General features: G+C 40.0%; 20 protein-coding genes. 8 read left to right on the top strand and 12 right to left on the bottom strand.

Annotation, left to right across the window (positions count from 1 at the left end; translation table 11 throughout):
- Nucleotides 1–24: 24 nt before the first annotated feature.
- The 3 genes from napA to napF all read right to left on the bottom strand — a co-directional run bounded on the left by napA (nucleotide 25) and on the right by napF (nucleotide 3,429).
- Complete coding sequence (gene napA, locus HC725_RS08640) at nucleotides 25–2,517, bottom strand: periplasmic nitrate reductase subunit alpha (RefSeq protein ID WP_190331418.1); 2,493 nt, start codon at nucleotides 2,515–2,517, stop codon at nucleotides 25–27.
- Nucleotides 2,518–2,596: 79 nt separating this feature from the next.
- Nucleotides 2,597–2,890 (bottom strand): chaperone NapD, encoded by a 294-nt coding sequence (locus tag HC725_RS08635; protein ID WP_190331417.1) that lies wholly within the window; start codon nucleotides 2,888–2,890, stop codon nucleotides 2,597–2,599.
- Nucleotides 2,891–2,943: 53 nt separating this feature from the next.
- Nucleotides 2,944–3,429 (bottom strand): ferredoxin-type protein NapF, encoded by a 486-nt coding sequence (napF, locus tag HC725_RS08630; protein WP_190331416.1) that lies wholly within the window; start codon nucleotides 3,427–3,429, stop codon nucleotides 2,944–2,946.
- A gap of 248 nt (nucleotides 3,430–3,677) precedes the next feature.
- Here napF and narQ point away from each other — a divergent pair, with 248 nt between their 5' ends.
- From narQ to HC725_RS08615, 3 genes are all read left to right on the top strand, one after another.
- On the top strand, nucleotides 3,678–5,429 hold the full coding sequence (narQ, locus tag HC725_RS08625) for a nitrate/nitrite two-component system sensor histidine kinase NarQ (protein WP_342365935.1): 1,752 nt from the start codon (nucleotides 3,678–3,680) through the stop codon (nucleotides 5,427–5,429).
- Nucleotides 5,416–6,039 carry a response regulator gene (locus HC725_RS08620; protein WP_190331415.1) on the top strand — a complete coding sequence of 208 codons (624 nt, stop codon included), beginning with the start codon at nucleotides 5,416–5,418 and terminating at the stop codon, nucleotides 6,037–6,039. The genes narQ and HC725_RS08620 overlap by 14 nt, the downstream gene beginning before the upstream one ends.
- Before the next feature lie 217 nt (nucleotides 6,040–6,256).
- The gene (locus HC725_RS08615) at nucleotides 6,257–8,248 is read left to right on the top strand and encodes a GGDEF domain-containing protein (protein ID WP_190331414.1); all 1,992 of its coding nucleotides are present in this window, start codon (nucleotides 6,257–6,259) and stop codon (nucleotides 8,246–8,248) included.
- A 94-nt stretch (nucleotides 8,249–8,342) separates the two neighbouring features.
- Here HC725_RS08615 and pstB (HC725_RS08610) read toward each other — a convergent pair whose 3' ends face one another.
- The 9 genes from pstB (HC725_RS08610) to HC725_RS08570 form a co-directional block, all read right to left on the bottom strand.
- Nucleotides 8,343–9,092 (bottom strand): phosphate ABC transporter ATP-binding protein PstB, encoded by a 750-nt coding sequence (pstB, locus tag HC725_RS08610; RefSeq protein ID WP_190331413.1) that lies wholly within the window; start codon nucleotides 9,090–9,092, stop codon nucleotides 8,343–8,345.
- Nucleotides 9,093–9,318: 226 nt separating this feature from the next.
- Entirely contained in the window at nucleotides 9,319–10,134 is an 816-nt protein-coding gene (gene pstA, locus HC725_RS08605) for a phosphate ABC transporter permease PstA (RefSeq protein ID WP_190331520.1), read from the bottom strand.
- Between the two features lie 116 nt (nucleotides 10,135–10,250).
- Complete coding sequence (pstC, locus tag HC725_RS08600; protein WP_190331519.1) at nucleotides 10,251–11,141, bottom strand: phosphate ABC transporter permease subunit PstC; 891 nt, start codon at nucleotides 11,139–11,141, stop codon at nucleotides 10,251–10,253.
- 237 nt (nucleotides 11,142–11,378) lie between these two features.
- Complete coding sequence (locus HC725_RS08595) at nucleotides 11,379–12,200, bottom strand: phosphate ABC transporter substrate-binding protein (protein WP_190331412.1); 822 nt, start codon at nucleotides 12,198–12,200, stop codon at nucleotides 11,379–11,381.
- Between the two features lie 208 nt (nucleotides 12,201–12,408).
- Nucleotides 12,409–13,224 (bottom strand): phosphate ABC transporter ATP-binding protein PstB, encoded by an 816-nt coding sequence (gene pstB / locus HC725_RS08590; protein WP_203219072.1) that lies wholly within the window; start codon nucleotides 13,222–13,224, stop codon nucleotides 12,409–12,411.
- A 61-nt stretch (nucleotides 13,225–13,285) separates the two neighbouring features.
- Nucleotides 13,286–14,155: a phosphate ABC transporter permease PstA gene (gene pstA, locus HC725_RS08585; RefSeq protein ID WP_190331411.1), complete on the bottom strand. Its 870-nt coding sequence runs from the start codon at nucleotides 14,153–14,155 to the stop codon at nucleotides 13,286–13,288.
- Entirely contained in the window at nucleotides 14,152–15,084 is a 933-nt protein-coding gene (gene pstC, locus HC725_RS08580) for a phosphate ABC transporter permease subunit PstC (RefSeq protein WP_190331410.1), read from the bottom strand. Before pstC (HC725_RS08580) ends, pstA (HC725_RS08585) begins: the two co-directional genes overlap by 4 nt.
- Before the next feature lie 174 nt (nucleotides 15,085–15,258).
- Nucleotides 15,259–16,302: a phosphate ABC transporter substrate-binding protein PstS gene (pstS, locus tag HC725_RS08575; RefSeq protein WP_190331409.1), complete on the bottom strand. Its 1,044-nt coding sequence runs from the start codon at nucleotides 16,300–16,302 to the stop codon at nucleotides 15,259–15,261.
- Between the two features lie 371 nt (nucleotides 16,303–16,673).
- Nucleotides 16,674–17,462: a ferredoxin--NADP reductase gene (locus HC725_RS08570; protein ID WP_190331408.1), complete on the bottom strand. Its 789-nt coding sequence runs from the start codon at nucleotides 17,460–17,462 to the stop codon at nucleotides 16,674–16,676.
- A gap of 319 nt (nucleotides 17,463–17,781) precedes the next feature.
- On the opposite strand from HC725_RS08570, the gene HC725_RS08565 reads away from it, so the two are divergent.
- The 5 genes from HC725_RS08565 (at nucleotide 17,782) to HC725_RS08545 (ending at nucleotide 24,174) form a co-directional block, all read left to right on the top strand.
- Complete coding sequence (locus tag HC725_RS08565) at nucleotides 17,782–19,044, top strand: ABC transporter substrate-binding protein (protein WP_190331407.1); 1,263 nt, start codon at nucleotides 17,782–17,784, stop codon at nucleotides 19,042–19,044.
- Nucleotides 19,045–19,121: 77 nt separating this feature from the next.
- Complete coding sequence (locus tag HC725_RS08560) at nucleotides 19,122–20,000, top strand: carbohydrate ABC transporter permease (RefSeq protein WP_190331406.1); 879 nt, start codon at nucleotides 19,122–19,124, stop codon at nucleotides 19,998–20,000.
- A 1-nt stretch (nucleotide 20,001) separates the two neighbouring features.
- Nucleotides 20,002–20,814: a carbohydrate ABC transporter permease gene (locus tag HC725_RS08555; protein WP_190331405.1), complete on the top strand. Its 813-nt coding sequence runs from the start codon at nucleotides 20,002–20,004 to the stop codon at nucleotides 20,812–20,814.
- Nucleotides 20,814–23,099 (top strand): glycoside hydrolase family 2 protein, encoded by a 2,286-nt coding sequence (locus HC725_RS08550; protein ID WP_190331404.1) that lies wholly within the window; start codon nucleotides 20,814–20,816, stop codon nucleotides 23,097–23,099. The genes HC725_RS08555 and HC725_RS08550 overlap by 1 nt, the downstream gene beginning before the upstream one ends.
- Nucleotides 23,092–24,174, top strand: coding sequence for an ABC transporter ATP-binding protein (locus HC725_RS08545; protein WP_190331403.1), 1,083 nt, complete (start codon nucleotides 23,092–23,094; stop codon nucleotides 24,172–24,174). Before HC725_RS08550 ends, HC725_RS08545 begins: the two co-directional genes overlap by 8 nt.
- Nucleotides 24,175–24,226: the final 52 nt, after the last annotated feature.

Genomic DNA, 24,226 nt, shown 5'->3' with positions numbered 1-24,226 from the left:
CTTTGAATTCTAAATGCGAGATACTTAAACGCTAGCCACTTTGGTGATCTTCACAGGACATTTTTTAAAGTCAGTCTGCTTAGATAGCGGGTCAGTTGCATCAAGAATCAATTTATTGACTAAGATACGAGCATCAAAGAAAGGTACAAATACCAAGCCTTTTGGCGGGCGGTTTCGACCACGAGTTTCAACACGGACGCGTACTTCACCACGAGGCGATTGCATGAGCACTTCATCGCCACGGCGTAAATTACGACTTTCTGCATCATCAGGGTGAATGTAGCAAAGTGCGTCAGGTACGGCTTTGTACAGTTCAGGTACACGGCGAGTCATGGTGCCAGTATGCCAATGCTCAAGAACACGACCGGTGCATAACCAAAGATCGAATTCTTTATTTGGCACTTCTGGTGGCGCTTCGTATGGCGCTGAGATGATCAGAGCTTTACCATCAGGTTTACCGTAGAAATCACGACCTGCACGTTTTGCGTATGGGTCATATTCCGGGTTAAAACGCCATAAGGTTTCTTTACCATCAACGACAGGCCAACGTAAGCCGCGCACTGTGTGATAAACATCATATGGAGCTAAATCGTGACCATGACCACGACCAAATGTAGCGTATTCTTCAAATAAGCCTTTTTGGACATAAAAACCTGCTGATTTAGCGTCATCGTTGAGTTCTTGAGCTTCTTCTAATGGGAATTTGTCGACATTACCGTTAAGGAATAAAATATCGTACATAGTTTTGCCACGAAGCTCAGGTGCTTTTGCCATGAGCTCAGCATCCCACACTTCTTCAATTTTGAAGCGTTTTGCGAATTCCATGATTTGCCAAAGATCGGATCTTGCGCCTTCAACTGGAGATACTTGTTGATACCAAGCTTGAGTTCGACGCTCAGCATTGCCGTAAGCGCCTTCTTTTTCTACCCACATTGCAGTTGGCAAAACGAGATCAGCCGCTTGCGCGGTTACTGTTGGATATGGGTCAGAACATACAATGAAGTTTTCCGGATTACGATAGCCCGGTAGGCGGTCAGTATTGATGTTTGGACCTGCTTGCATGTTGTTATTACACATGACCCAGTAAGCGTTTAACTTACCATCTTTTAGCATGCGGTCTTGTTGTACAGCATGAAATCCCGGTTTGGCGGGAATTGTGCCTTCAGGTAGTTTCCAAATCTTCTCCGCCGTTTTACGATGCGCAGGATTTGTTACCACTAAATCAGCTGGAAGTCGGTGAGCAAATGTACCCACTTCACGAGCAGTACCACAAGCCGAAGGTTGGCCAGTTAATGAGAACGGGCTGTTACCAGGTTCTGAGATTTTACCGGTAAGCAAGTGCAGGTTATACACGAGGCTTTGCATCCAAACGCCACGAGTATGCTGGTTCATTCCCATAGTCCAAAGCGACATCACTTTGGTTTTTGGATCCGCGTATTGTTTCGCCATTGCGATAAGATCTTCAGGTAGCACACCTGACATTTCGGCAGCTTTTTCTAGAGTGTAAGGGGCAACTGATTTTTTGTATTGTTCAAAGGAAATATCAGACATATCGCCTGAGTTAGCATTTTTGGCTTTAACTTGCAGTGGGTCGTCGTCACGAAGGCCATAGCCAATATCGGTTACTGCTTGTTTAAAATGAGTATGCTTGTTGACGAAATCCCAATTAACTGCATTATTTTGAATAATGTAATTGGCAATAAAGTTTGCAATAGCCAAATCAGATTGAGGATGAAAGATCATTCCTTTATCAGCTAATTCAAAACTACGATGGTAGTAAGTAGAAAGGACATTCACTTTAACATGGGGATGACTTAAACGACGGTCAGTGATACGTGTCCATAGAACAGGGTGCATTTCAGCCATGTTTGAGCCCCAAAGCACGAATGAATCTGCGTGTTCGAAGTCATCATAGCAACCCATAGGTTCATCGATACCAAAAGTACGCATGAAGCCAACCACAGCAGAAGCCATGCAGTGACGAGCGTTTGGATCAATGTTATTAGAGCGGAAGCCTGCTTTCATCAACTTAGATGCGGCGTAACCTTCCATCACGGTCCACTGACCAGAACCAAACATACCGACACTGGTGGGACCTTTTTCTTTAATGGCTTTTTTGAATTTTTCGGCCATTACATCAAAAGCGGTGTCCCATGAGACTGGGGCAAAGTCACCGTTTTTATCAAATTTACCGTTGCTCATACGAAGCAGTGGAGTATTTAAACGATCTTTACCGTACATGATTTTTGATAGGAAGTAGCCTTTGATGCAGTTAAGGCCTTTGTTTACAGGAGCTTCTGGATCGCCTTGTGTTGCAACAACCTTACCATTTTGAGTTCCGACTAAAACAGAACAGCCAGTACCACAAAAGCGGCAAGGGGCTTTGTCCCATTTAATCGCGGTTTCATCAGAGCTTACAATCAGGTTAGTGGCAGAGGCCGAAAGGCTTATCCCTGCTACTGCAGCCGCCGATGCTGCTGCGTTTGCTTTAACAAACGCACGTCGTGTCATTTTCATACTTTATCCTCAGATTTGAATCCAGTCATATCGTTATTCATTATAATTATTGATGTTCTATATTGTTACTTTGTCCGAATTACTCGGCGTTTATAAATTGTTTGTCATCCATTTCATTATCATCGAGATCACTTTCTATTTGATGAAAAACTAAGGCAACACTCAGTACATGTTCAAGGTTGTTAATTACATCAATAGTATCGGTGATATAACCTTGATTTTGAGTTTCAACCACGACAACTAATTTGCCTGCTTCACTTTCGCCGTAAATTTCCACACCATCTAAACATTCTATTTTTGCTTTAATCTCTGTTAGATGTTTTGGTACGACATGAACCACTAAGCTTGAAATGTGCACTTCATTCAGCGCCATAAATACCGCTCTCTTTTAAGTTAGTTTTATTGTTGAATTCGTTTTATCTTTATTTACATTAATTTGATCTGTATCGCGTCTGTTGGGCAGACGGAAACACAAGCACCACAACCATTACAATGTTCAGACTCAATATAGGGTTGAGCGACGACGCCAACGGCTAATTTAAATCGTATAGCTTGGGTTTCGCACATTTCACCACAACTTCGGCATTCGACATTTTGTTTCGCAATACAGGTGTGTTGGATATTTGCTTTAGCTGTCCATGCGGAGTCTTGTTTGGGGAAAAACAAAGGCTCAGGACAAGCATCCGCACATTGATAACAAAAAGTACACTCGCCTTTTTGAAAATCCACTACAGGAAATCCACCATCCCCAATTTGAATGATATGTTCGGGGCAATTTTTAATGCAGGCCCCGCATTGAGTACACATATCGGTAAATTGATCTTCTTTTGCCCAAGGAAGATGGGGGATGTCAGATGTTTTCTTACGTGTAAAAAGTTGGCGTCTTGATACATTTATCGGCTGACTGGCCACGTAATCACCTTCGTCCAGTTTTGACTACATCAAGGTAAATCTTATGTAGTAAATTCATACTTCTATATCCCTATAAATTGTAGTTTCTTATAGTAAAGCATAAATACCCACAAAGAGGTAAAGGTATGTATAATTTGTTTAAGATCAATTTATTTGATGCATAAACTTCACATTTTTTTTCTTCATCAAGTAACATAAAAAATTAATGAGTGCTTCGCGTCTCTAATATTTAGCTGAAAGGTTATAAAGTGAGTTCAAATGTAAAGCGGTACGGTTTGAAAAAATCAAAGACGCCGATCGCGACCAGAATTGGTAAGGGATTGTTATATATATTATTTCTTGTGATTTTAGCCATGGGAACGGCATTATTAACTTTGTCTTATAGCTTGCGTGATGCTGAAGTGGTAAATGTGGCCGGTTCATTGCGGATGCAAAGTTATCGTTTGGCGTATGATTTACAAAAAGACTCGCCAGAACTAGGGCATCATATCGATTTATTTGGACAGTCTTTGCATTCGTCAGCCATGCAATCTCTCAGCAGTTTTTTCGTTCCTAAAGACATACAGCAGCAGTATCAAGCCATTGTTCAACGATGGGATAGGCTTCATCAATTATTATCATCACAGGAAAAAGTATCATATCTAAATGATGTACAAAGCTTGGTCGATCAGATAGATCATTTCGTGTTTAGTTTACAAGAATTTTCAGAGGATAAACTTAAACTATTATCTTGGATTGGTGGTGGGTGTTTAGGGCTGATTTTATTCATCACGATCAGTATTGTGAATTTTGTCCGTAAAAAAGTAGTGAAGCCACTCGATCAACTGCTTGAAGCGAGTCAGCAAATACGAGACAAAAATTTTAAGATTCAATTGGACACGCACAATGAAACTGAATTGGGGGTACTGGCACTTAGTTATCAATATATGGCTAAAGAATTAGGGCAGTTGTATCAAGGTTTGGAAGCCGCGGTCGATAAAAAAACCCATGAATTACAGCATGCTAACTCATCGTTGCAGATCCTTTATGATTGTTCTGAAGCGCTTTCAAGCTCTCGCTTATCGACTCATGATTTTCAAGATATTGTCGATTCTCTTACCAAAGTGGAAGGTATGATTGCTTGTCAGTTATGGATAGATGAAAAAGGGGGCGGCCATACCGAGCTTCAGTCTGGTTTGGAAAGGAATATGCCTTGGCGTTCATACGAATTAGAAATTAATGGTATGTTGTTAGGTCAACTTCGCTGGCAACACCAAACGGACGATGCTGAAAAAGTGCTGATGGATAATATTGGACGTATATTTGCCCGAGCATTGTTTTTTAACCATAGCCAGAAACAAATTGAGCAGTTAATTTTAATGGAAGAACGTGCCACGATCGCACGAGAGTTGCACGATTCACTAGCGCAATCTTTGTCCTATTTGAAAATTCAAATGACACTCTTACGACGTAATTTGGATCAAGATTTCTGTCAGCAGCGTTGTATAATTTCAACAGACATTGTTCAAGAGGTCGATTTGGTTTTATCACAAGCGTACACTCAACTCCGAGAATTATTGAGCACCTTTAGGCTTAACATCAAAGAAGCGGATTTTGGCGAAGCACTCAATGAAATGTTAATACCATTAGATGCTCAAACCAATGCGATGTTAGTGATAGATAATCAATTACTTTCAATTCAACTGGATGCTCAACAACAAGTACATTTATTGCAATTTATTCGTGAGGCAGTTTTGAATGCAATAAAGCATGCAGAGTGTGATGAAATTACCGTGTATTGTGGTGTAGAGAATAGGCAAATAATAGTGAGCATATTAGATGATGGTATTGGATTTGATCTCACACAACCGAAACCGAATCATTATGGTTTATCTATTATGCAAGAGCGAGCTTTAAGGCTTTTGGCAACGTGTGAATTTAATACGAAAATAGGCTCAGGTTGCGAAGTTAAACTCACCATGAATATGGACACAAAGGAATATAATAATGACAGTATGTAAAGTAATGTTGGTTGATGACCATCCTTTAATGCGTCGTGGTATTGGTCAATTACTTAGCTTTGAAGATTGTTTTGAGGTGATTGCAGAAGCCAGTAATGGTGTTGAAGCTATTGCATTAGCGCATCAACACCAGCCCGATATGATCCTATTGGATTTAAATATGAAAGGCATGTCGGGGTTAGATACGCTCCAAGCGATGCGTAAAGAAGGCATCGACAGCCAAATTATTATTTTGACGGTATCTGATAATCCAGCTGATATTGATACCTTGATCAAAGCGGAAGCGGATGGTTACTTGTTAAAAGATACCGAACCAGAAGAGTTAATTCGATTGCTACAACAGGCTCAATTAGGTAATAGAGTGTACAGTGATCTGGTGCATGAACATTTACTGAACCGAGATAGTAAAGAAAATGTGTTGGATCAACTTACTGACCGAGAAATGCAGATTTTAAAAGAAGTGGCGAAAGGGTACCGAAATAAACAGATTGCCGATCATTTGTTTATTTCAGAATCGACAGTAAAAGTACACATGAAAAGTTTACTGAAAAAATTACAGGTTTCTTCTCGTACTGCCGCAACGGTTTTATATTTAGCGATAAGCTCTTAGTTATTTAGATTGCGAATTATTTGGCGATAACTTATTTTTCTATTGTATTGATTGTGTGTTGAAATATACCTGAATGGTATTTTTTGTGATATTTAACGGAGACATTATTAATCCGTAGAATTATTGTGTATATTTCACAGTGAAGAATTAATAAAAACAGTAGGGAGTTTTGAGCCAATATCAAAACTCCCTACTGTTTTTTCAGCTGGTGGATATTATGTTGTATAAAGAAAAAACATTAAGGCGTCGAAGTTTTACTTCAGCTGTCGTTATCACTTTGATCGGTATGTTGCTGCTGGGAATGAATGCTTTTAGTAGTTTACAGTCCCGAATATCAGAAGTGATTTTACCTAACGTAGCCGCAGAGCTTAGCAACTTAGGCTTTAGCACTCAAAATGAGTTTGAATTTCTACGGTTCACCGCGTTACATCAAGACTCATTAGATTCGAACTTTCGCGCTGAGGCTGGGTTGGATGATAATCGTCAAGACTGCTTAGATCAGATCACGACGGATCCTAAATCGCTGAATTTTAGTAATCGCCCACAATCTATGAATACAGGCAGTCAGCAAGGTGGATTGTTACTTGGAAATGATGATTTGAGCCAGTATACGGATAAAGAGTTAAAAATACTGTGTATCGCGCTTACCACTGGGCCAGCTAATTCACAAAGTCTGCGTTTGACCAATGACAATTCTAAAATTTCCTCGTTATTTTATTTTTTGCCCTATAAAAAGAACTATTTTTATATTTACAATGTTGAAGCGGAATCTGATCAATTTCCATTTTATCATCCAAGTTATCTTCTTTCAGTGATCGATAAGTTTGCTCACAGTAGCTCGAATCCTTATTGGATTTCAGAACAATATACCGATCCTCAAACCAAGCAAGATACCATCTCTTTAGTTAAGAATATTACGGATTTTCAAGGCCATATTGTTGGTTTCTTTGTCCGTGATTTATATACTCAATACTTATCAAACTTGATTGAACAATCTATGGCCCGTAGTGAGAATGAGGCTAACATATTTGATTATTCCAATATTGAGTTTTTGATTGATCAAAGAACTATATACACACATATGTCTCATGTTAATCCTACTATGTTCCAACAACTGACGTTTACGAATAAGCACCTTGCTCTGCAAAATGCATCAGACTTTGGCCAGCTTTCTATACGTATTTCCATGCCTATATTTTTTGTTATTAAGTTATTGATTAACCTTTACCCTACACTACTTCTTTGGCCTTTATTCTTGTTTATTTTCGGCTATATATCAACTTTGCAGCTATTACGTGGGCTACGTGAAGGTGATAAACAGTATTTTGACTCACTCACTCAAACTTATAATCGTAATGGCTTGAATAATAAAGTGTATAAAAAGATTGAAAAGGCCGTTGCTAACAATAAAGATGTGCATATTTTCTCTATAGATGCGAATAAGTTTAAACAGATAAATGATAAATACGGTCATGATATGGGTGATAAAGCGATTGAGTTAATTGCTATCGCACTGCGCCATATATGTAAGGATGATGATGATATTATTCGACTAGGTGGTGATGAGTTTTTAATGGCACTTTATATTCCAAGAAATGTTGAGTTCGACTCAGAACAGTTTATGGAACGTGTGAATCAAAAAATCACCTATGACTGCAAGGCTCGTTCGATACCTTATTTTTCAGTGAGTGCTGGATATATTACGTTTGATCTCAATAGCCAGCAGAGTTTAAGACAAACGCTAAAAATGGCTGATGCTATTCTTCTCAATAAAAAATCGATTGATAAAATTGAAACTATTTGTGAAGAGTTTGATAGCTTTGGGATTAACTTATCGGATGAAGAAGTTGAACTTAAATTGGCTATGAATAGCCGTATGCAATACATCACTGCAGAGCATTTATTACAAGATGAATTGAACGAGCAAGTCCTTTCTGTATACCACGGAAAGTTGAATTATTTGATTAGTAATTATTTTAAAATGATGTACTCATGTAATCGAACTAATGATAGTTTGCATGATCATCGAATGAAGATTATTGAAAGTCATCATTTGGCTGGTGTTCCGATGTCGGTATTTTACTTTTTATTTATTAAGTACAGCCACTTCTTATTTAGAGATATGGATTTAAGCGATGCAGAAATCATGGTGAATAACCGAGTTCTTTCGTATGAAGTTCATTTTATTTCTAGCTTAAAGGCACGTTAATCCTACCTTCTAATACAAAAAGGCCCCTCATAATTGAGGGGCAAAAGTTCCATCGCTTTTATAGTTATTCTTTCAACGTAATGGTGCTTTGAACTTAACCAAAGTCACCGTTTACATAACCTTGAGTTCGGTCATCTTTTGGATTACTAAAGATGACGGCGGTTTCATTATGCTCAACTAATTCACCCATTAAGAAGAAAGCGGTACGGTCTGAAATCCGACGTGCTTGTTGCATGGAGTGGGTCACAATCACAATGGTGAATTCTTTTTTAAGTGATTCCATCAAATCTTCAATTTTATGCGTTGCAATCGGATCAAGCGCTGAAGTTGGCTCATCCATTAAAATAACATCTGGCTGCATGGCTATCGTGCGGGCAATGCATAAACGTTGCTGTTGACCACCCGATAGACCAAAAGCATGCGATTTTAAGCGGGCTTTTACTTCATCCCATAATGCTGCGCCGCGCAGCGATTTTTCAACTACTGTATCAATGTGTTTTTTATCTTTAATCCCTTGGGCTCTTAGCCCATAAGCGACATTTTCATAGATACTCATTGGGAACGGGTTCGGCTTTTGGAATACCATTCCTACTTTGATTCGCAAATCTGCCACATCGATATTACCGTAAATATCATGTTCATCCATGGTGACTTTACCGGTAATTTTTACTCCGGCTATCAAATCATTCATACGATTTAAGCAGCGTAGTAGGGTGGATTTACCACAACCCGATGGACCAATTAATGCCGTTACTTTCTTCTGTGGAATCGGTAAATTGATGTTCTTTAGCGCTTGGTTGTTACCGTAAAATAAATCCAGATTTTCAATATTAAATTTGTTCATTTTAAGATTCTCTTTTCTTTCCAAATCCGCTTATTTCAATGATTACTATAGGCGGATTTATCAGTAATAATTTAAGTTCAGCGTTAATGCTGATGTATACCCATCTTACTGAAGATGCAGTTTTGTTGGCTATGTTCACTATCCCCAACTTAGACTAGCTAAGCTCATTGGGCTTCGTTTACTGGCCGCCTCATTGCAACTTCAATTACTTTGGGTATAGACCGTATTAGTAATTGGCTTTATTAAAGCGACTGCCGAGTAATTTGGTTAGCATGTTGATAATAAGGACTAATACAATCAAAACAGTGGCGGTGCCGTAAGCTTGGTTCCATTCATCTATGGTAAATAGCTCAGTGGTTAGTTTGTAAAGATGCACGGTTAATGTTCGGCCTGAGTCAAACACGGATTCGGGGATCCTGGCGACCATACCAGCGGTTAAAAATACCGGGGCAGATTCACCAATAACACGGCCAATACTCAATATGACAGCAGTAATAATGCCGGGCATGGCACTTGGTAGAATTAAGCGCCAAATGGTGTAGATTTTAGACGCGCCCAAACCATAAGATCCTTCTCGGTAAGTCTGTGCTACCGCCATTAATGATTCTTCGGTGGTACGAATAATTACAGGCAGAATCAAAATGCTGAGTGTTAATGCACCTGATAATAGAGAGAAACCAAACCCCATCACGGTGACAAAGAAAGTCATACCAAATAAACCAAAGATAATCGATGGAATTCCGGCTAAAGATTCAGTACAAAAACGGATGACTTTGACTAATTTACTGCCTGGTTTAGCGTATTCCGTTAAGTAGATCGCGGTCATTATTCCCAGTGGAGCGGCAACGGCAATGGAGGCGATAACCATATAAATAGTGGCAATGATCATCGGGAATATACCGTGTTCATCTCCCGTTCGGGTGTAATCATCGGTGATGAAGTTCCAATCGACATACTGTAAGCCGTTCGACAGGATGTACCACATGATCCAGAATAAAAAACCAACCGTTAAACCCGCAGAAATCCAAATGAAAATATTCATTAATGCGTCTTTGAATTGGCGCTGGTTTTTTAATTTGTTGCGTAATTCTTGAGAAATAGCTGGTTGAGAAAGTGCTGATTGAACATCGATTTTTGTAGAGTGAATAGTCATGACAACTACCTCGCTTTCTGGCGGTTAAGGTAAAGTAAACCGGCATTTAAAATCATAATAAAAGCCAGTAGAACCACGCCAGTTGCATAGAGTGCACTTGCGTGAATGCCACTTGCGTATGACATTTCAATCGCAATATTAGCCGTTAAAGTTCGGGCAGAATCTAAGATCCCTTCAGGCATAGCAGGGGCGTTGCCCATCACCATTATGATTGCCATCGTTTCACCAAGCGCGCGAGCAATACCTAAAATAACCGCCGTCATAATGCCTGAGCGAGCTGCTGGCACGAGAACTTTAAAAATGGTGTAAGTTTTAGAGGCTCCAAGTGCCAATGAAGCTTCTTTATAAGCTTGAGGAACGGCGCGGATTGAGGTTTCTGATACGGTAATTACCGTGGGGAGGATCATGACACCGAGTACAATAACTCCGGCTAGAATAGTGTTGCCAGCAGGAACATTAAAGATGTTTTGAATGAGCGGTACGATGATTACTAGCCCGAAGAAGCCGTAAACAACCGATGGAATACCTGCCAGTAATTCAACCGCAGGACGAATGACATCAGCTAGCTTTTTAGGGGCAATTTCCGCAATGAAAACGGCCGTTAATAATCCAATTGGAACCCCAACTATAACTGCACCAAATGTCGAGACGACAGAGGCTACGATCATAGTGTAAATACCATAAAGTGCCGGTGGTAACCAATTATCACCGAAGATTATGGCAGAGACACCAACGGCTTTAAAGGCAGGAAGACTTTCCGCAACAATAAAGTAGGCGATAAGCGCCAGTGAAACAATCCCAACAATTGCACTACCTAAAAACAGGATGTGGAAGATTCTCTCTCTCCAATCAATACCTGATTTTTGGCGCAAATTTGGTTTAGGGTTTACATTCATGCTTTGACTACGATCAGCGTGTTGCTGGGGATGATCGGTCGTCTTTTTAGTTTTGGCGACAGTATTCATAAGCTTGTCACTATCATTTTAGTCACTATTTGTTTATTACTCAGATGAGATAACGAATAGTGGCGATGGTCATAATCAAAATTCACATTCCAGCGTTAGCCTGAAATGGAAAATAAGCTGAGTTCTCACGAACTCAGCAATAATTTAAATGGTGTCGTGTTCTAAATCTTAGTGGATGTCGATGTAGCCATGAGATGTCACGATTTTTTGTGCATCTTTCGTTAACATCCAATCAAGGAATTTTTGTGCTGTTGGTGAAGGCTTACCTTCGTGGTACAAAACAAGGAATGGTCGAGAAACTTTGTAAGTACCATTTTTAATATTAGCAACCGTTGCATCAACACCATCAACCGATAAAGCATGGACGGAGTTATCAACCGTTCCTAAAGAAATGTAGCCAATCGCGTAAGGGTTACTTGCAACCATGGTTTTTAGACCGCCGTTACCGTTAGCAACTTGAGCACGTTGAGAAATCGCAGAAACTTCTATTTTGTTGACTTTCATTTTCAGATCCATGATGTCTTCAAATGCACCACGAGTACCTGAAGCTGTATCACGTGTAATGGTTACGATAGGCTTATCTTCACCACCAACTTGTTTCCAGTTTGATACTTCACCTTTGTAAATAGAGGTGATTTGCGCAGCGGTTAAGCTTTTCACTGTATTTTTAGGGTTAACGACAACTGCGATACCATCGTGTGCAATGATTTCTTCTTTCAATCCGGATTCTTTTTCGGCAGGTTTTAAGTTACGTGATGACATGCCTAAATCAGCAGAATTATTTTTTGCCGCTTTAATCCCAGCAGATGAACCAGGGCCTTGAACTTCAATAAAAACATCTGGATTTGCTTTAGTATAAGTTTCAGAGAACATTTCCATTAGTGGGGTAACACTGCTTGAACCAACCGCAGAGATCGTTTCTTTTGCTGATACAGAAGTTGCGCTTAGTGCACCAAGAATTGCTAAGGTGCTGATTAATGTCGTTTTCATACCTAATTTCCTTTAGTGGCATCATGCCGTTGAGTTGTTCAGTTGACGAGAGACACTCTAAGGTTGAAATATGACAGTTGTGTGACAGTAATTTGAAAGGTAGATGACAGTAAAGAAAGTGCGATATTTTTCTTAAGTAAGATGGGCTAAATTCGCTACTGTAAAGTGTGTTGCAGTAGCGGAATAAAATTCTATATTTATATTATGATTATCCGAATTCACCGCCGATGTATTCAGAAGTCATTGTTTGTTCTGGGCGATTAAAAATTTTCTCAGTTTGACCAAATTCCACCAGTTCACCTAAATGCATAAATGCGGTGAAGTCGGAAATACGTTTGGCTTGCTGCATGTTGTGCGTCACGATCACAATGGTGAACGTTTTTCGTAATTTAGTGATTAATTTCTCAATACCTAATGTCGCGATTGGATCTAACGCCGAGGTTGGTTCATCCATCAAGATCACTTCTGGTTGTAATGCGATGGTGCGTGCGATGCATAAGCGTTGTTGCTGACCGCCAGATAATCCCATCGCATCGGTATGAAGTTTGTCTTTCACTTCTTTCCATAAACGAGCGTGTTCTAAAGCATCTTGAACGCGTTCGTCCATCTCGCTTTTTGAGACTTTTTCTTTTAAACGAATACCAAAGGCAATATTTTCATAGATTGTCATTGGGAAAGGGGTTGGTTTCTGGAAGATCATGCCAACTTTACTGCGAAGTCCGTAAAGATCGGTTTCTGCGCTGAGAATATTATCTTCATCAAGGGTGATTTTACCTTCTGCATAATGCTCATCATATAGGTTATAAATTCGATTCATGGTGCGAAGTAGTGTTGATTTCCCGCAGCCTGACGCTCCAATAATAGCGGTGACATGGTTATCATAAATAGGCAGGTTAATATCTGAAAGCGCTTGTTTCCCTTCGCCATAAAAGAAATTTAGTCCTTGGATGTCCATACGTTTTGATAACTTTTTAGTCTCTATTTGGGGCGTTATTATTGTTTCTGTATTTTGAGTTTTATTCATATTCTTTGGTGCCATCATGGCTGGATGATTGATAACCGTCGATGCAGTAGCGTTCATGATTTTATCCTTGCTTCTTCTGATGTTTAAGTTGTGCATGTTTTGCAAGCATGGTCGGCAGTACCCGAGAAGCTATATTCAGCAGTAAAATTGCAACCGTAATGATCAGTGCTCCGGTCCAAGCAAGGTCGTTCCATGAATCATAAGGACTCATGGCGAGTCGATAAATAGTGACAGGTAAATTTGCCATTGGACCATTCATATCAAGTGACATAAAAGTGTTGTTCAGTGCGGTAAAAAGTAGTGGTGCGGTTTCACCCGAAATACGAGCAAATGACAGCAATACACCGGTTAAAATGCCAGCGCCAACACTGCGATAACTAAGTGATAAGGTGACGCGCCATTTTGGTAAGCCAAGTCCTGCTCCGGCTTCACGAATACTTTTAGGTACGAGTTTTAACATCTCTTCGGTGGTTGAAATGATCATTGGTAGGGCAATCACGGCTAACGCGAATGAACCCGCCCAACCAGAGAAACTGCCTGCTGGTTTGACACAAATTTCGTAGATAAATAAGCCGATCAGAATGGATGGCGAGCTCATTAGCATGCCATTTAAAAATCGAATTGTATCCGCCAGTTTTGAATTTTTACCGTATTCAGATAGCCAAGTTCCAGCGAATAGACCAATAGGGATAGCGATGGCAATACCCACAATACTTATCATCAAGCTTCCGACGATGGCATTAGCAAGACCACCTTCACCACCCGGACTTGGCATGGATTCGGTAAAAGTAGACAAGCTTAATCCACGTAAACCTTTAGACAATAAGCTGTAAACAATAATGGAAAGGATCAATAAACCCAGTCCAGTAGCACCATAACAAAGGCCACGGAAACATTTGCTTTTAACGGTGCGCCATTGAGAACGAGTCATGATTGGTTCCCTTTTCTTAGTTGGATACGGGCATAACCCATGACGATGAAAGTGATAACAAACAATACAAGACCAAGCTCTAGTAAAGACGCAAGGTGCAATGGGTTGGTTGCTTCATTAAATTGTTCTGCGATGGTGGCAGAAATCGATGTAGCTGGCATAAATAAAGAGGCGTTGATGTCTTGTGACCCACCAATCACGAAAGTAATCGCCATGGTTTCGCCTAATGCGCGGCCCAGAGCTAAAATAAATGCGCCTAAAATAGAGCTTTTAATAGAAGGTAATAAGACTTTTAAAATCACTTCATAAGAATGTGCTCCGATGCCATAAGAAGACTCTCGTAATACATTCGGTACGGTGGCGAGGGCATCTTTAATCAATGAAGTGAGAATAGGCAAGATCATAATGGCTAAAATGATGCCAGAGGTGAGTAAACCAAGACCGATAGGCGGACCACTGAATAAATTGCCGATCACAGGGATTTCACTTAAATGATCCAGTAACCACATTTGTATATTTTCAGAGAACCAAGGAGCAAAAACAAATAAACCCCACATACCATAAATAATACTTGGCACTGCGGCGAGCAGTTCGATGGCAATACTGATAGGTTTTGCGACCCATTTAGGAACAAGTTCTGATAATGAAATGGCAATCGCAATACCAATTGGGGTCGCCAATAATACAGCAATAACCGCGGAAACAATCGTACCGTACAATGCATTGGCCGCACCAAACAAGGATTTAACCGGATCCCAATCTGTACTAGTGATAAAGCCAAAACCAAATTGAGAAATAGCAGGCCACGCGCCTCCAACTAAAGAAGCAAATAACGCGATCATCAATAACATAATGCAAATTGCGCTAGTAAAGCTGGTTCGACGGAATAAACGTTCTACACGATTATGCGTAAAGAATTTTGGAGACATATGCTTCGGTTTTGTATTTCTGGGCGGTTGGGATATCTCGATATTAGACACGTTCAATGTTCTATTCCTGTTATCAATTTTTATACCCAAATCTTTATATCCAAAGTAGACAGGCATATTCAATGACGAAAGGGTGATGGCTTTGCGGGCATCACCCTTGGTCACGATTTTGTCTTATTTGGTATAAACCGCTTTACCATTTGTCGACTTAATGTCTTTTGACCACATGGTTTCAACCATATCAACTACGTTTGCAGGCATTGGTACATAGCCTAACTTAGTGGCGATATCGCCGTGTTTGTAACCCCACTTGAAGAACTTCAATACTTCTTGAGCTGTTTCTGGGTTAGCTTGTTCTTTATGCATTAAGATGAAGGTTGCCGCTGTCATTGGCCATGATTTAGCGCCCGGTTGGTCATTCAGCATCAGTTTGAATCCTGGTGCATTTTTCCAATCTGCATTGGCAGCTGCTGCTTGGAATGAGGCGAGTTCTGGTTTCACAAAGTTGCCATCTTTGTTTTTCATTTGAGTGTAAACAAGGCTGTTTTGCTCAGCGTAAGCGTATTCAACATAACCAATAGCACCTGGAGTACGTTTCACTAGGTTTGCAACTCCTGCATTCCCTTTGCCGCCAAGCCCAGTTGCTGCTTTTGGCCACGCGATTTCTTTACCCATTCCAACTTGAGCAGCCCACGTTTTGCTTGCGCGTTGTAGATAATCTGTATAGTTGTAAGTTGTACCAGAACCATCTGAGCGGTGAACTGTTATCACCATTTGGTGAGGTAGTGTTAGGTCACTATTAAGTGATTGAACTTCAGCATCATCCCAATATTTCACTTTACCTAGGTAGATATCGGCGAGTGCTTCACCTGAAAGTTTCAGTTCACCAGCTTTAATACCTTTAATATTGATAACCGGAACAATTGATCCCATTACCGCAGGGAATTGAACAAGGCCATTTTTGTCTAATTCTTCTTTACTTAAAGGCGCATCCGATGCACCAAAATCAACTGTCTTTGCTTCGATTTGTTTAATACCACCACCCGATCCAATCGCTTGGTAGTTAAGTTGTACACCCGTTTCTTGGTTGTAAACTTTTGCCCAGTCTGCATAAACCGGATAAGGGAAAGTTGCACCAGCACCATTAATTGTGGTTGCTGCCATAGTTGAAGCCGATGCCATTGCTAACGAAGCTAAAAGGAAAGTGTATTTCTTCATTTTTCCATCCTGAAATTTGTAAGGAAATGTATTTTCATTTCCCAATCTACATTCCCTATATGTCAATTTCGTTACAAGACATCATTAAAAGTGAGATCATAAATTTCAATTTCGATCTATTCTTATTAAGCATTTGTTTAAATAATATATTTATCTGGTTGAAGGCATGTGAGAGGGTGGTTTTTAGGTGGTGACTATCTGAAATATTAGGAAGGAAAAGCAGGTTCTATTCTTTTTATCATGTTTTTATTGTTACATTTTAATAGTGTAATTGATGCTTGAGTTATGATTTTTTTATTGGGGGCTACTCTGTCGCAATCAATGATTTTTAGTGTCACCTTTTGCGACAGAAATGTTCTTATGGAGTTATGTTACCAATAATTTTCGAAACTAAATTGACCTGCTTCTCGACGTAAATGTTTTTTATATCCCATATTTTCTAGCGTATCCCTGGTGTCGTGCACCATATCGGGATTTCCACATAAATAGAAAAAGCTTTGCTGTTTGGTTAACGGAACATGAGCTACCGCGGCTAATTGGCCAGATTCAAGCAAAGCAGGAATTCGGCCTTGCAATGCTCCTTTTACCGACTCACGCGAAACAATTGGAACATAACGAAGCTTGCCTTGATATCGCTTCATTAACTCAATGATTTTCTCTTTATAAACTAATTCGGATTGAGTCCGGACGGCCTGAACTAAAATTAAATGTTCAAAATGTTGGCATGATTCCGTTTCTTCTAATATTGATAAAAACGGCCCAATGCCTGTACCTGTCGACAACATCCATAAATCTTTTGTGTTCGATGGGATCTCATCAAGTGTCATAAACCCAGCAGGTTGAGTACCAACATAAAGAGTATCGCCTATCTGTAAATGTCCTAAATGTGGTGTGAGTTGACCTTGTGGGATCTCGATGACTAAAAACTCTAGGATTAGATTATCATCTCGAATAGTTGGTTTATTCACCATGGAATAGGCGCGTCTTACCCATTCATCTTGTTGATTAAGTAACGCTAGTTTTGAAAATTGTCCCGCAATAAAAGCAGGAGAAGGATAAGTATTAGCAGGGACTTGAACCGTGAGCGAAAAAAGGTGTTCCGCCCAATCAGTGCGCTGAATAACACGACCAGTTGTAAAACCGAGAGGTATATCTTTCATTAGCGACTCCTTATTCATAAGTACAGCTTTTCTATCTTATACCTATAGCGTTATCAAGCAAGACTCATTCTCATTCCATGTGGTTATTTCATGAGAGCTTGAAATTTAAATAATCGTATAACGAGAATTTTATTTTTAGTAAATATTTCCTAAATTATTTTTAATAAGATCGAGTATTACCATGTTGGATAAAGTGATACGTGATCTTCATCACTAGATGAGTTGACCTTGGTTAAGTTAGACGTTGCTTAGTTGCTAGGCTGTCAATAAGCTTAATTCGAGTTCAATAACACTCGTTTATAACAAAGGACTGAGATTGATGAAAAATAATAAGAAAATATCGACGATATTAGCATTCATCCTACTTGCTGCAGGGATAGCAAAAACCAGTTACGCAGAAGAATTAACCGTTTGGGCGTGGGATCCTAATTTTAACGTGGCAGCGATGAAAGAAGCGGCGGAACGTTATAAAAAAATTGATCCTAGCTTTGAATTAAAAGTGATCGATTCAGGTAAAAATGATATCGAACAGAAGCTGCATACCATGCTGGCATCTGGTATTACTAATGCCTTGCCAGATATGGTGTTAATTGAAGATTATAATGCCCAGAAATATTTACAAGCTTACCCGGGCTCTTTCACACCATTGCAAGACAACATTGATTATTCAAAGTTTGCACCATACAAAGTAGAAGTGATGACCATTGGTGATAAAGTTTATGGTCTTCCATTTGATTCCGGTGTCGCAGGGTTATTCTATCGTAGCGATTATTTAGCGAAAGCCGGTTACAAGCCTGAAGATTTGCAGAATATCACTTGGGATAAATTTATTGAGATTGGCAAACAAGTGAAACAGAAAACTGGCGTGAATATGCTGACTTACGATATCAATGACGTTGTTCTTCCACATATTATGATGCAATCAGGAGGGGAGTGGTTCTTTACTAAAGACGGAAAATTAAACATTACGTCCAATAAAGCCTTAAAAGAAACACTTAAAACGATTAAAGCGATTAATGATGCAAAAATCACACGTCGTACTTCTGGCTGGTCTAGTCTAGTTGGCAGCATTAATGCTGGACAAGTGGCTTCGGTCACCACGGGCGTTTGGATGATGGGCTCTATTAAGAGTACTGAAGATCAGAAAGGCAAATGGCGAGTCGCGCCAATTCCAAGTCTAAACTTACCTAATGCAGTCCATGCATCTAATCAAGGTGGCTCAAGTTGGTATGTACTTAGTGCTAGCAAACACACCAAGAAATCGATTGAATTCCTGAAAAATACTTTTGCATCCGATAGCGAGATGTATCAAAAACTCCTTGTTGAACGTGGTGCGTTAGCCACCTATTTGCCGGCTGCATCCGGTGAGGCGTATACCGTTAGCGACCCATTCTTTTCGGGGCAGCCTGTCTTTTCTGATTTTTCAAAATGGGTAACACAAATCCCCCAAGTTCCTTATGGAATGTATACCCAAGAAGTCGACAACGCCATTGCCGCAGAGATCCCTGCTCTGCTTGATGGTGATTCGGTTGATGATGTACTAGAACGAGTAGAAACCGCGCTGAAATACCAAATTCAGTAACGACCTCCCTAGGGTAATGAGAGCTGGGGAAGGCCCAGCTTTCCGTCTCTATTCATTCTCGTATTAATGGTGTAATAATGAATAAAGTTAGATTACATAGGCTTTATGACGTTAACGGTTGGCTGTTTGTGAGCGCTGCAGTGGCGTTAATTGCTTTGATGACTCTCTATCCAATTGCGAAATCACTTTGGTTGTCATTGCATTCTGGTCGTGGCGTATTACTTGAGTTTGTTGGTTTTGGTAACGTTGAACGCCTGTTTCATGATCCGGTTTTTAAGAAGGCACTATGGAATACGTTAATTTTCTTGGTGATCCAAGTACCTATTATGATTGTATTGTCTCTCGCAATATCGTCGTGCCTTAATTCTACTCAACTTAAATATAAGTCTTGGTTTCGTTTGGCAATATTTTTGCCGTGTGTGACTTCACTTGTCGCCTATTCCATTTTATTTAAAAGTATGTTCGGTCTTGATGGTGTGGTGAATTCATTTTTAATATTTTCTCATATTATTGATGAGCCTATTCCGTGGTTAGCTGATCCATTTTGGTCGAAGGTTACCATTATTATTGCGATTACATGGCGATGGACGGGATATAATATGATCTTCTTTTTATCGGCTATGCAAAATATAGATAAGTCAATTTATGAAGCAGCAAGAATTGATGGTGTCAGTCCGATTAAACAATTTTTATTTATTACTGTACCACTATTAAAGCCCGTTATTTTATTCACCAGCGTGACCTCGACAATAGGAACACTGCAGTTATTTGATGAAGTGATGAATATTACTAATGGTGGGCCAGCAAATGCGACCATGACGCTCTCACTTTATATTTATAATTTATCCTTCACCTTCGTACCTAACTTTGGTTATGCCGCGACCGTGTCGTATGTCATCGTGGTTTTTTCAGCGCTGCTTGCTTTGATTCAATTTAAAGCGATAAGGAATGATTAATATGTCGAGTAATAAAATAAACGTCATCTTAATGCATGCATTTCTGGTGTTAATGAGTTTTCTTTCTTTATTTCCTTTTTATTGGATGTTGGTGTCGAGCACAAATAGTACCAATCAAATCAATATGGGAAAATTTACTTTTGGTGATCAACTTTGGGTGAATTTACACAACTTAACCAGTCAAGTTGATCTGCTGCAAGTTTTTTGGAATACCTCAAAAATTGCGATCATCAGTACTGTGTCAACGTTAGCAGTATGTTCGATAGCCGGTTATGCATTTGAAATATATAAAAGCAAAAACCGAGATCGGGTTTATGTTGCGTTATTAGCGACAATGATGATTCCTTTCGCTGCTTTAATGATTCCTCTTTTTACGATGTTTGGAAAGGCTGGATTATTAGATACCCATTTAGCGGTCATCATGCCAACCGTGGCAGGGGCTTTTATCATTTTCTACTTTAGGCAATGCACAAAAACTTTTCCGAAAGAGCTGATTGATGCTGCTCGGGTGGAAGGTGTCGCTGAATGGAAAATTTTTGTGTACATCTATGTGCCGGTGATGAAAGCCAGCTATGCAGCCGCTTTTGTCATTGTTTTCATGGCTTCTTGGAATTCTTTTCTATGGCCATTGATCGTTTTGCAATCGAACGATCTTAAAACCATCAATTTGGTGTTATCGAGTTTCGCTTCTGCCTATTCTCCCGATTTTGGGCTGATCATGGTGGGAACGGTGATCTCTACACTTCCGAGCTTGATTATTTTCTTTGCAATGCAAAAACAGTTCGTTGCAAGCATGACTGGAGCCGTAAAATAATGCGTGATACTCATTCTATTCATAAAAACTGGTTCTTTTGCCAAGGCTTGAAAAAGACGAATCAAATGCCTGAGCAATGCCAACGTATTGAAATTCCTCATAACGCGGTAGATGTTCCTTTTAATTATTTTAATGAGCAAGAGTTACATCAAGACTTTACTTATTACTATCCATTAGCGTGTCATGAAAGCGATCTAGTCAAGCAGCAGATCATGTGTTTTGAAGGCGTTATGTGTAATGCTCACGTTTATGTAAATGGTGTGTTAGTTCAGCAGTACAGTGATGGCTTTACTCCCTTTGATGTGCATTTAACGCCTCATCTACAAGTGGGTGAAAACCTTATCGTTGTGACATTAAGTGGTGTTGAGAACCCTAATATTCCGCCCTTTGGTGGCATGATTGATTTTCTTTGTTTTCCGGGGATTTATCGTGATGTTAGTGTGACCTCATTTGACGCCGTACGAATTGAAAATATCAAAGTTGAAACGTGCAATGTCTTAACTCAGCCTTCTGTCAATTTGAAGGTTATGTTGCAAGAATTATCCCCATATACTGGGCCACTTAATCTTACTTTTACTTTGATTGACCCTGACGGGGAATCTATTGCTACTGAGCAATGGAGCGTTGCTACGGTAACAAACGAGGCTCTGGAGCTTAATGTTTTTTCCTTGGATAAGGTGCAGTTATGGGAGCTTGATTCTCCTAAACGATACCAAGTGGAAGTGACTTTATCCGGTATGGACATTAATGATTGCTATCGTACTTTTTTTGGTTTCAGAGAAGCAGAATTTACCGTTGAAGGCTTTTACCTTAATGGCTCACGTCGTCAGTTAATTGGTATTAACCGGCACCAAAGTTATCCGCATGTCGGCTATGCTATGGGAAAGCGCGCTCAACAGTTGGATGCCGATATCATTAAATATGAATTAGGGTTTAACCTTGCTCGTACTTCTCACTACCCACAATCCCCGTATTTTTTAGATCGTTGTGATGAAATTGGCCTATTAGTCTTTGAGGAGATTGCGGGTTGGCAACACATTGGTGACAAAGCATGGCAGCAAAAATCGATTGAAAATGTGGCGGCAATGGTGAAAAGAGATTGGAATCACCCAAGTGTTATTTTATGGGGGGTGAGAATTAATGAATCACCTGATGATCATGATTTTTACACCCAGACCAATGCGGTGGCAAAGCGACTGGACTCAACACGTCAAACTGGCGGTGTTCGTTGTATTCAGAACAGTGAATATCTTGAAGATGTCTACACTATGAATGATTTTATTTTGACGGACAGTCAATTAAACCCTGCAGCAGCAGTGAATCTGCGTAGCCCACAAAATGTGACAGGCTTAGATAAACCTGTACCGTATTTAGTAACGGAATATGCAGGTCACATGTATCCGACTAAGCGTCATGATTGTGAAGTGTGGCAAAACGAGCATGTGATGCGTCATTTAAAAGTATTGGATGCGAGTTTCGCAAATTCGAACATCAGTGGTGCGATTGCATGGTGTTTATTTGATTACAATACCCATCGAGATTTTGGCAGTGGCGATAAGGTGTGCTATCACGGTGTGACGGACGCTTTCCGTGTGCCAAAGTTTGCCGCGTATGTTTATTCCAGCCAGCAAAGCCCAGATAACGGCGTGGTCATAAAACCCGTGACGTATTGGACGCGCGGGGAAAGACCAGAAGCGAAAGCTTTACCTTTGGTAATATTAACCAATTGTAATTATGTTGATGTTCAAGTGGGCTCAGGAGAATCACGCCGATTTTATCCGGATCGTGGACGCTTTGCTCATTTGCCTCATCCACCGATTGTGATTGATCAAATGAACCAAGGTGATCTGCCGCTTGGGGATTGGGGATACACATGGAGCGACTTAAAACTAAGCGGCTATGTGAATGGTGAAAAGGTGATGGAAACAGAATTATCCGCATCGCCCGTTCCTACGCAATTAGAAGTGACAGTGCAAACGACTGAGTTGAATGCGCACTGTGGAGACACGACACGTGTAGTACTGAAAGCGCTCGATCAAAAAGGTCATCTCATGCCGTATTTCCAAGATGTCGTGAGAGTGGAAATCAGCGATAATTTACGTTTAATTGGCCCTGGCGCATTGTCGATGGAAGGAGGCGTCGCCAGTTTTTGGGTTCGAGCTTACCAAGGTGGACAAGGCTCTATTCAAATACAAAGCCAAGTGTTTGCCCTCGAGAATATTGAACTGATGGTGAAGGAATGCCTAGTAGAGAAAAAGGACAATAAAGAGGTTCAACATGGCTAATATTTTACTGAAAGAAGTCGTAAAACGTTATGGTAATACCCAAACTATTCATAATATTGATCTGGAGATTGAATCGGGTGATTTTGTAGTATTTGTTGGGCCATCGGGTTGTGGGAAATCAACGTTATTGCGCATGATCGCAGGTTTAGAAGATATTACCGACGGCGAGATTCATATTGATAATAAAATGGTCAATCAATGCGATCCTGCTGCGAGGGGAATTGCGATGGTGTTTCAGTCCTATGCGTTATATCCGCATATGACCGTCGAGCAAAATATGGGATTTGGGCTAAGAATGAATGGCAGGCCAAAAGAAGAAGTGAAAAAGCTCGTGCACGAAGCGGCTTTAACGCTTCAATTGGATAGTTTACTTGATCGTACACCTAAACAACTATCTGGTGGGCAACGCCAGCGTGTTGCGATTGGACGAGCGATTGTCCGTGAGCCGAAAGTATTCCTATTCGATGAGCCTTTATCTAACCTTGATGCTGAATTGCGGGTTGAGATGCGTCTACAAATTGCCAAGTTACACCAAGAGATGGGCAATACCATGGTTTATGTTACTCATGACCAAGTGGAAGCGATGACCTTAGCGGATAAAATCGTGGTATTAAATAAAGGCCATATTGAACAAGTTGGATCCCCTATGGATCTTTACCATAAGCCTAAAAATTTGTTTGTAGCAAGTTTTATTGGATCACCAAACATGAATTTCATTAAAGGAAATATTATTGACATTCAAGGTGATGCCGTGACGATCATGATTAACAATATAGAAAAAATGACAGTTCAAATTCCTGAACACCGATTACAACGTAATCAAACAATCACTATCGGTATTCGTCCTGAGCACTTAAGCCTAGAATCTACAGGGGATGTGCAACTTTGTATGCATAATGAAGTGACAGAAAGGTTGGGTAATGCCACCTATTTATTTGGCACTTTTTCTGGGATTGATAACTTTAAAGTATTTTTAAGTGGGGATAATAACCCTAAGCCTTATAGCAGCATCGAATTGAGTTTACATAGCCAAGATTGTCATATATTTGATGAAGCAGGGCTAAGGATTAATTAATTATTTATTGCTTGTTCAATAACCTCTCATTTTTACATATTAATGGGAGGTT

The organism is Vibrio sp. S17_S38, from assembly GCF_014694375.1.
In the GTDB taxonomy this organism is placed as follows: domain Bacteria; phylum Pseudomonadota; class Gammaproteobacteria; order Enterobacterales; family Vibrionaceae; genus Vibrio.
The sequence above is the reverse complement of the archived record's forward strand: the minus strand, read 5'-3'. Positions and strand labels throughout refer to the sequence as shown.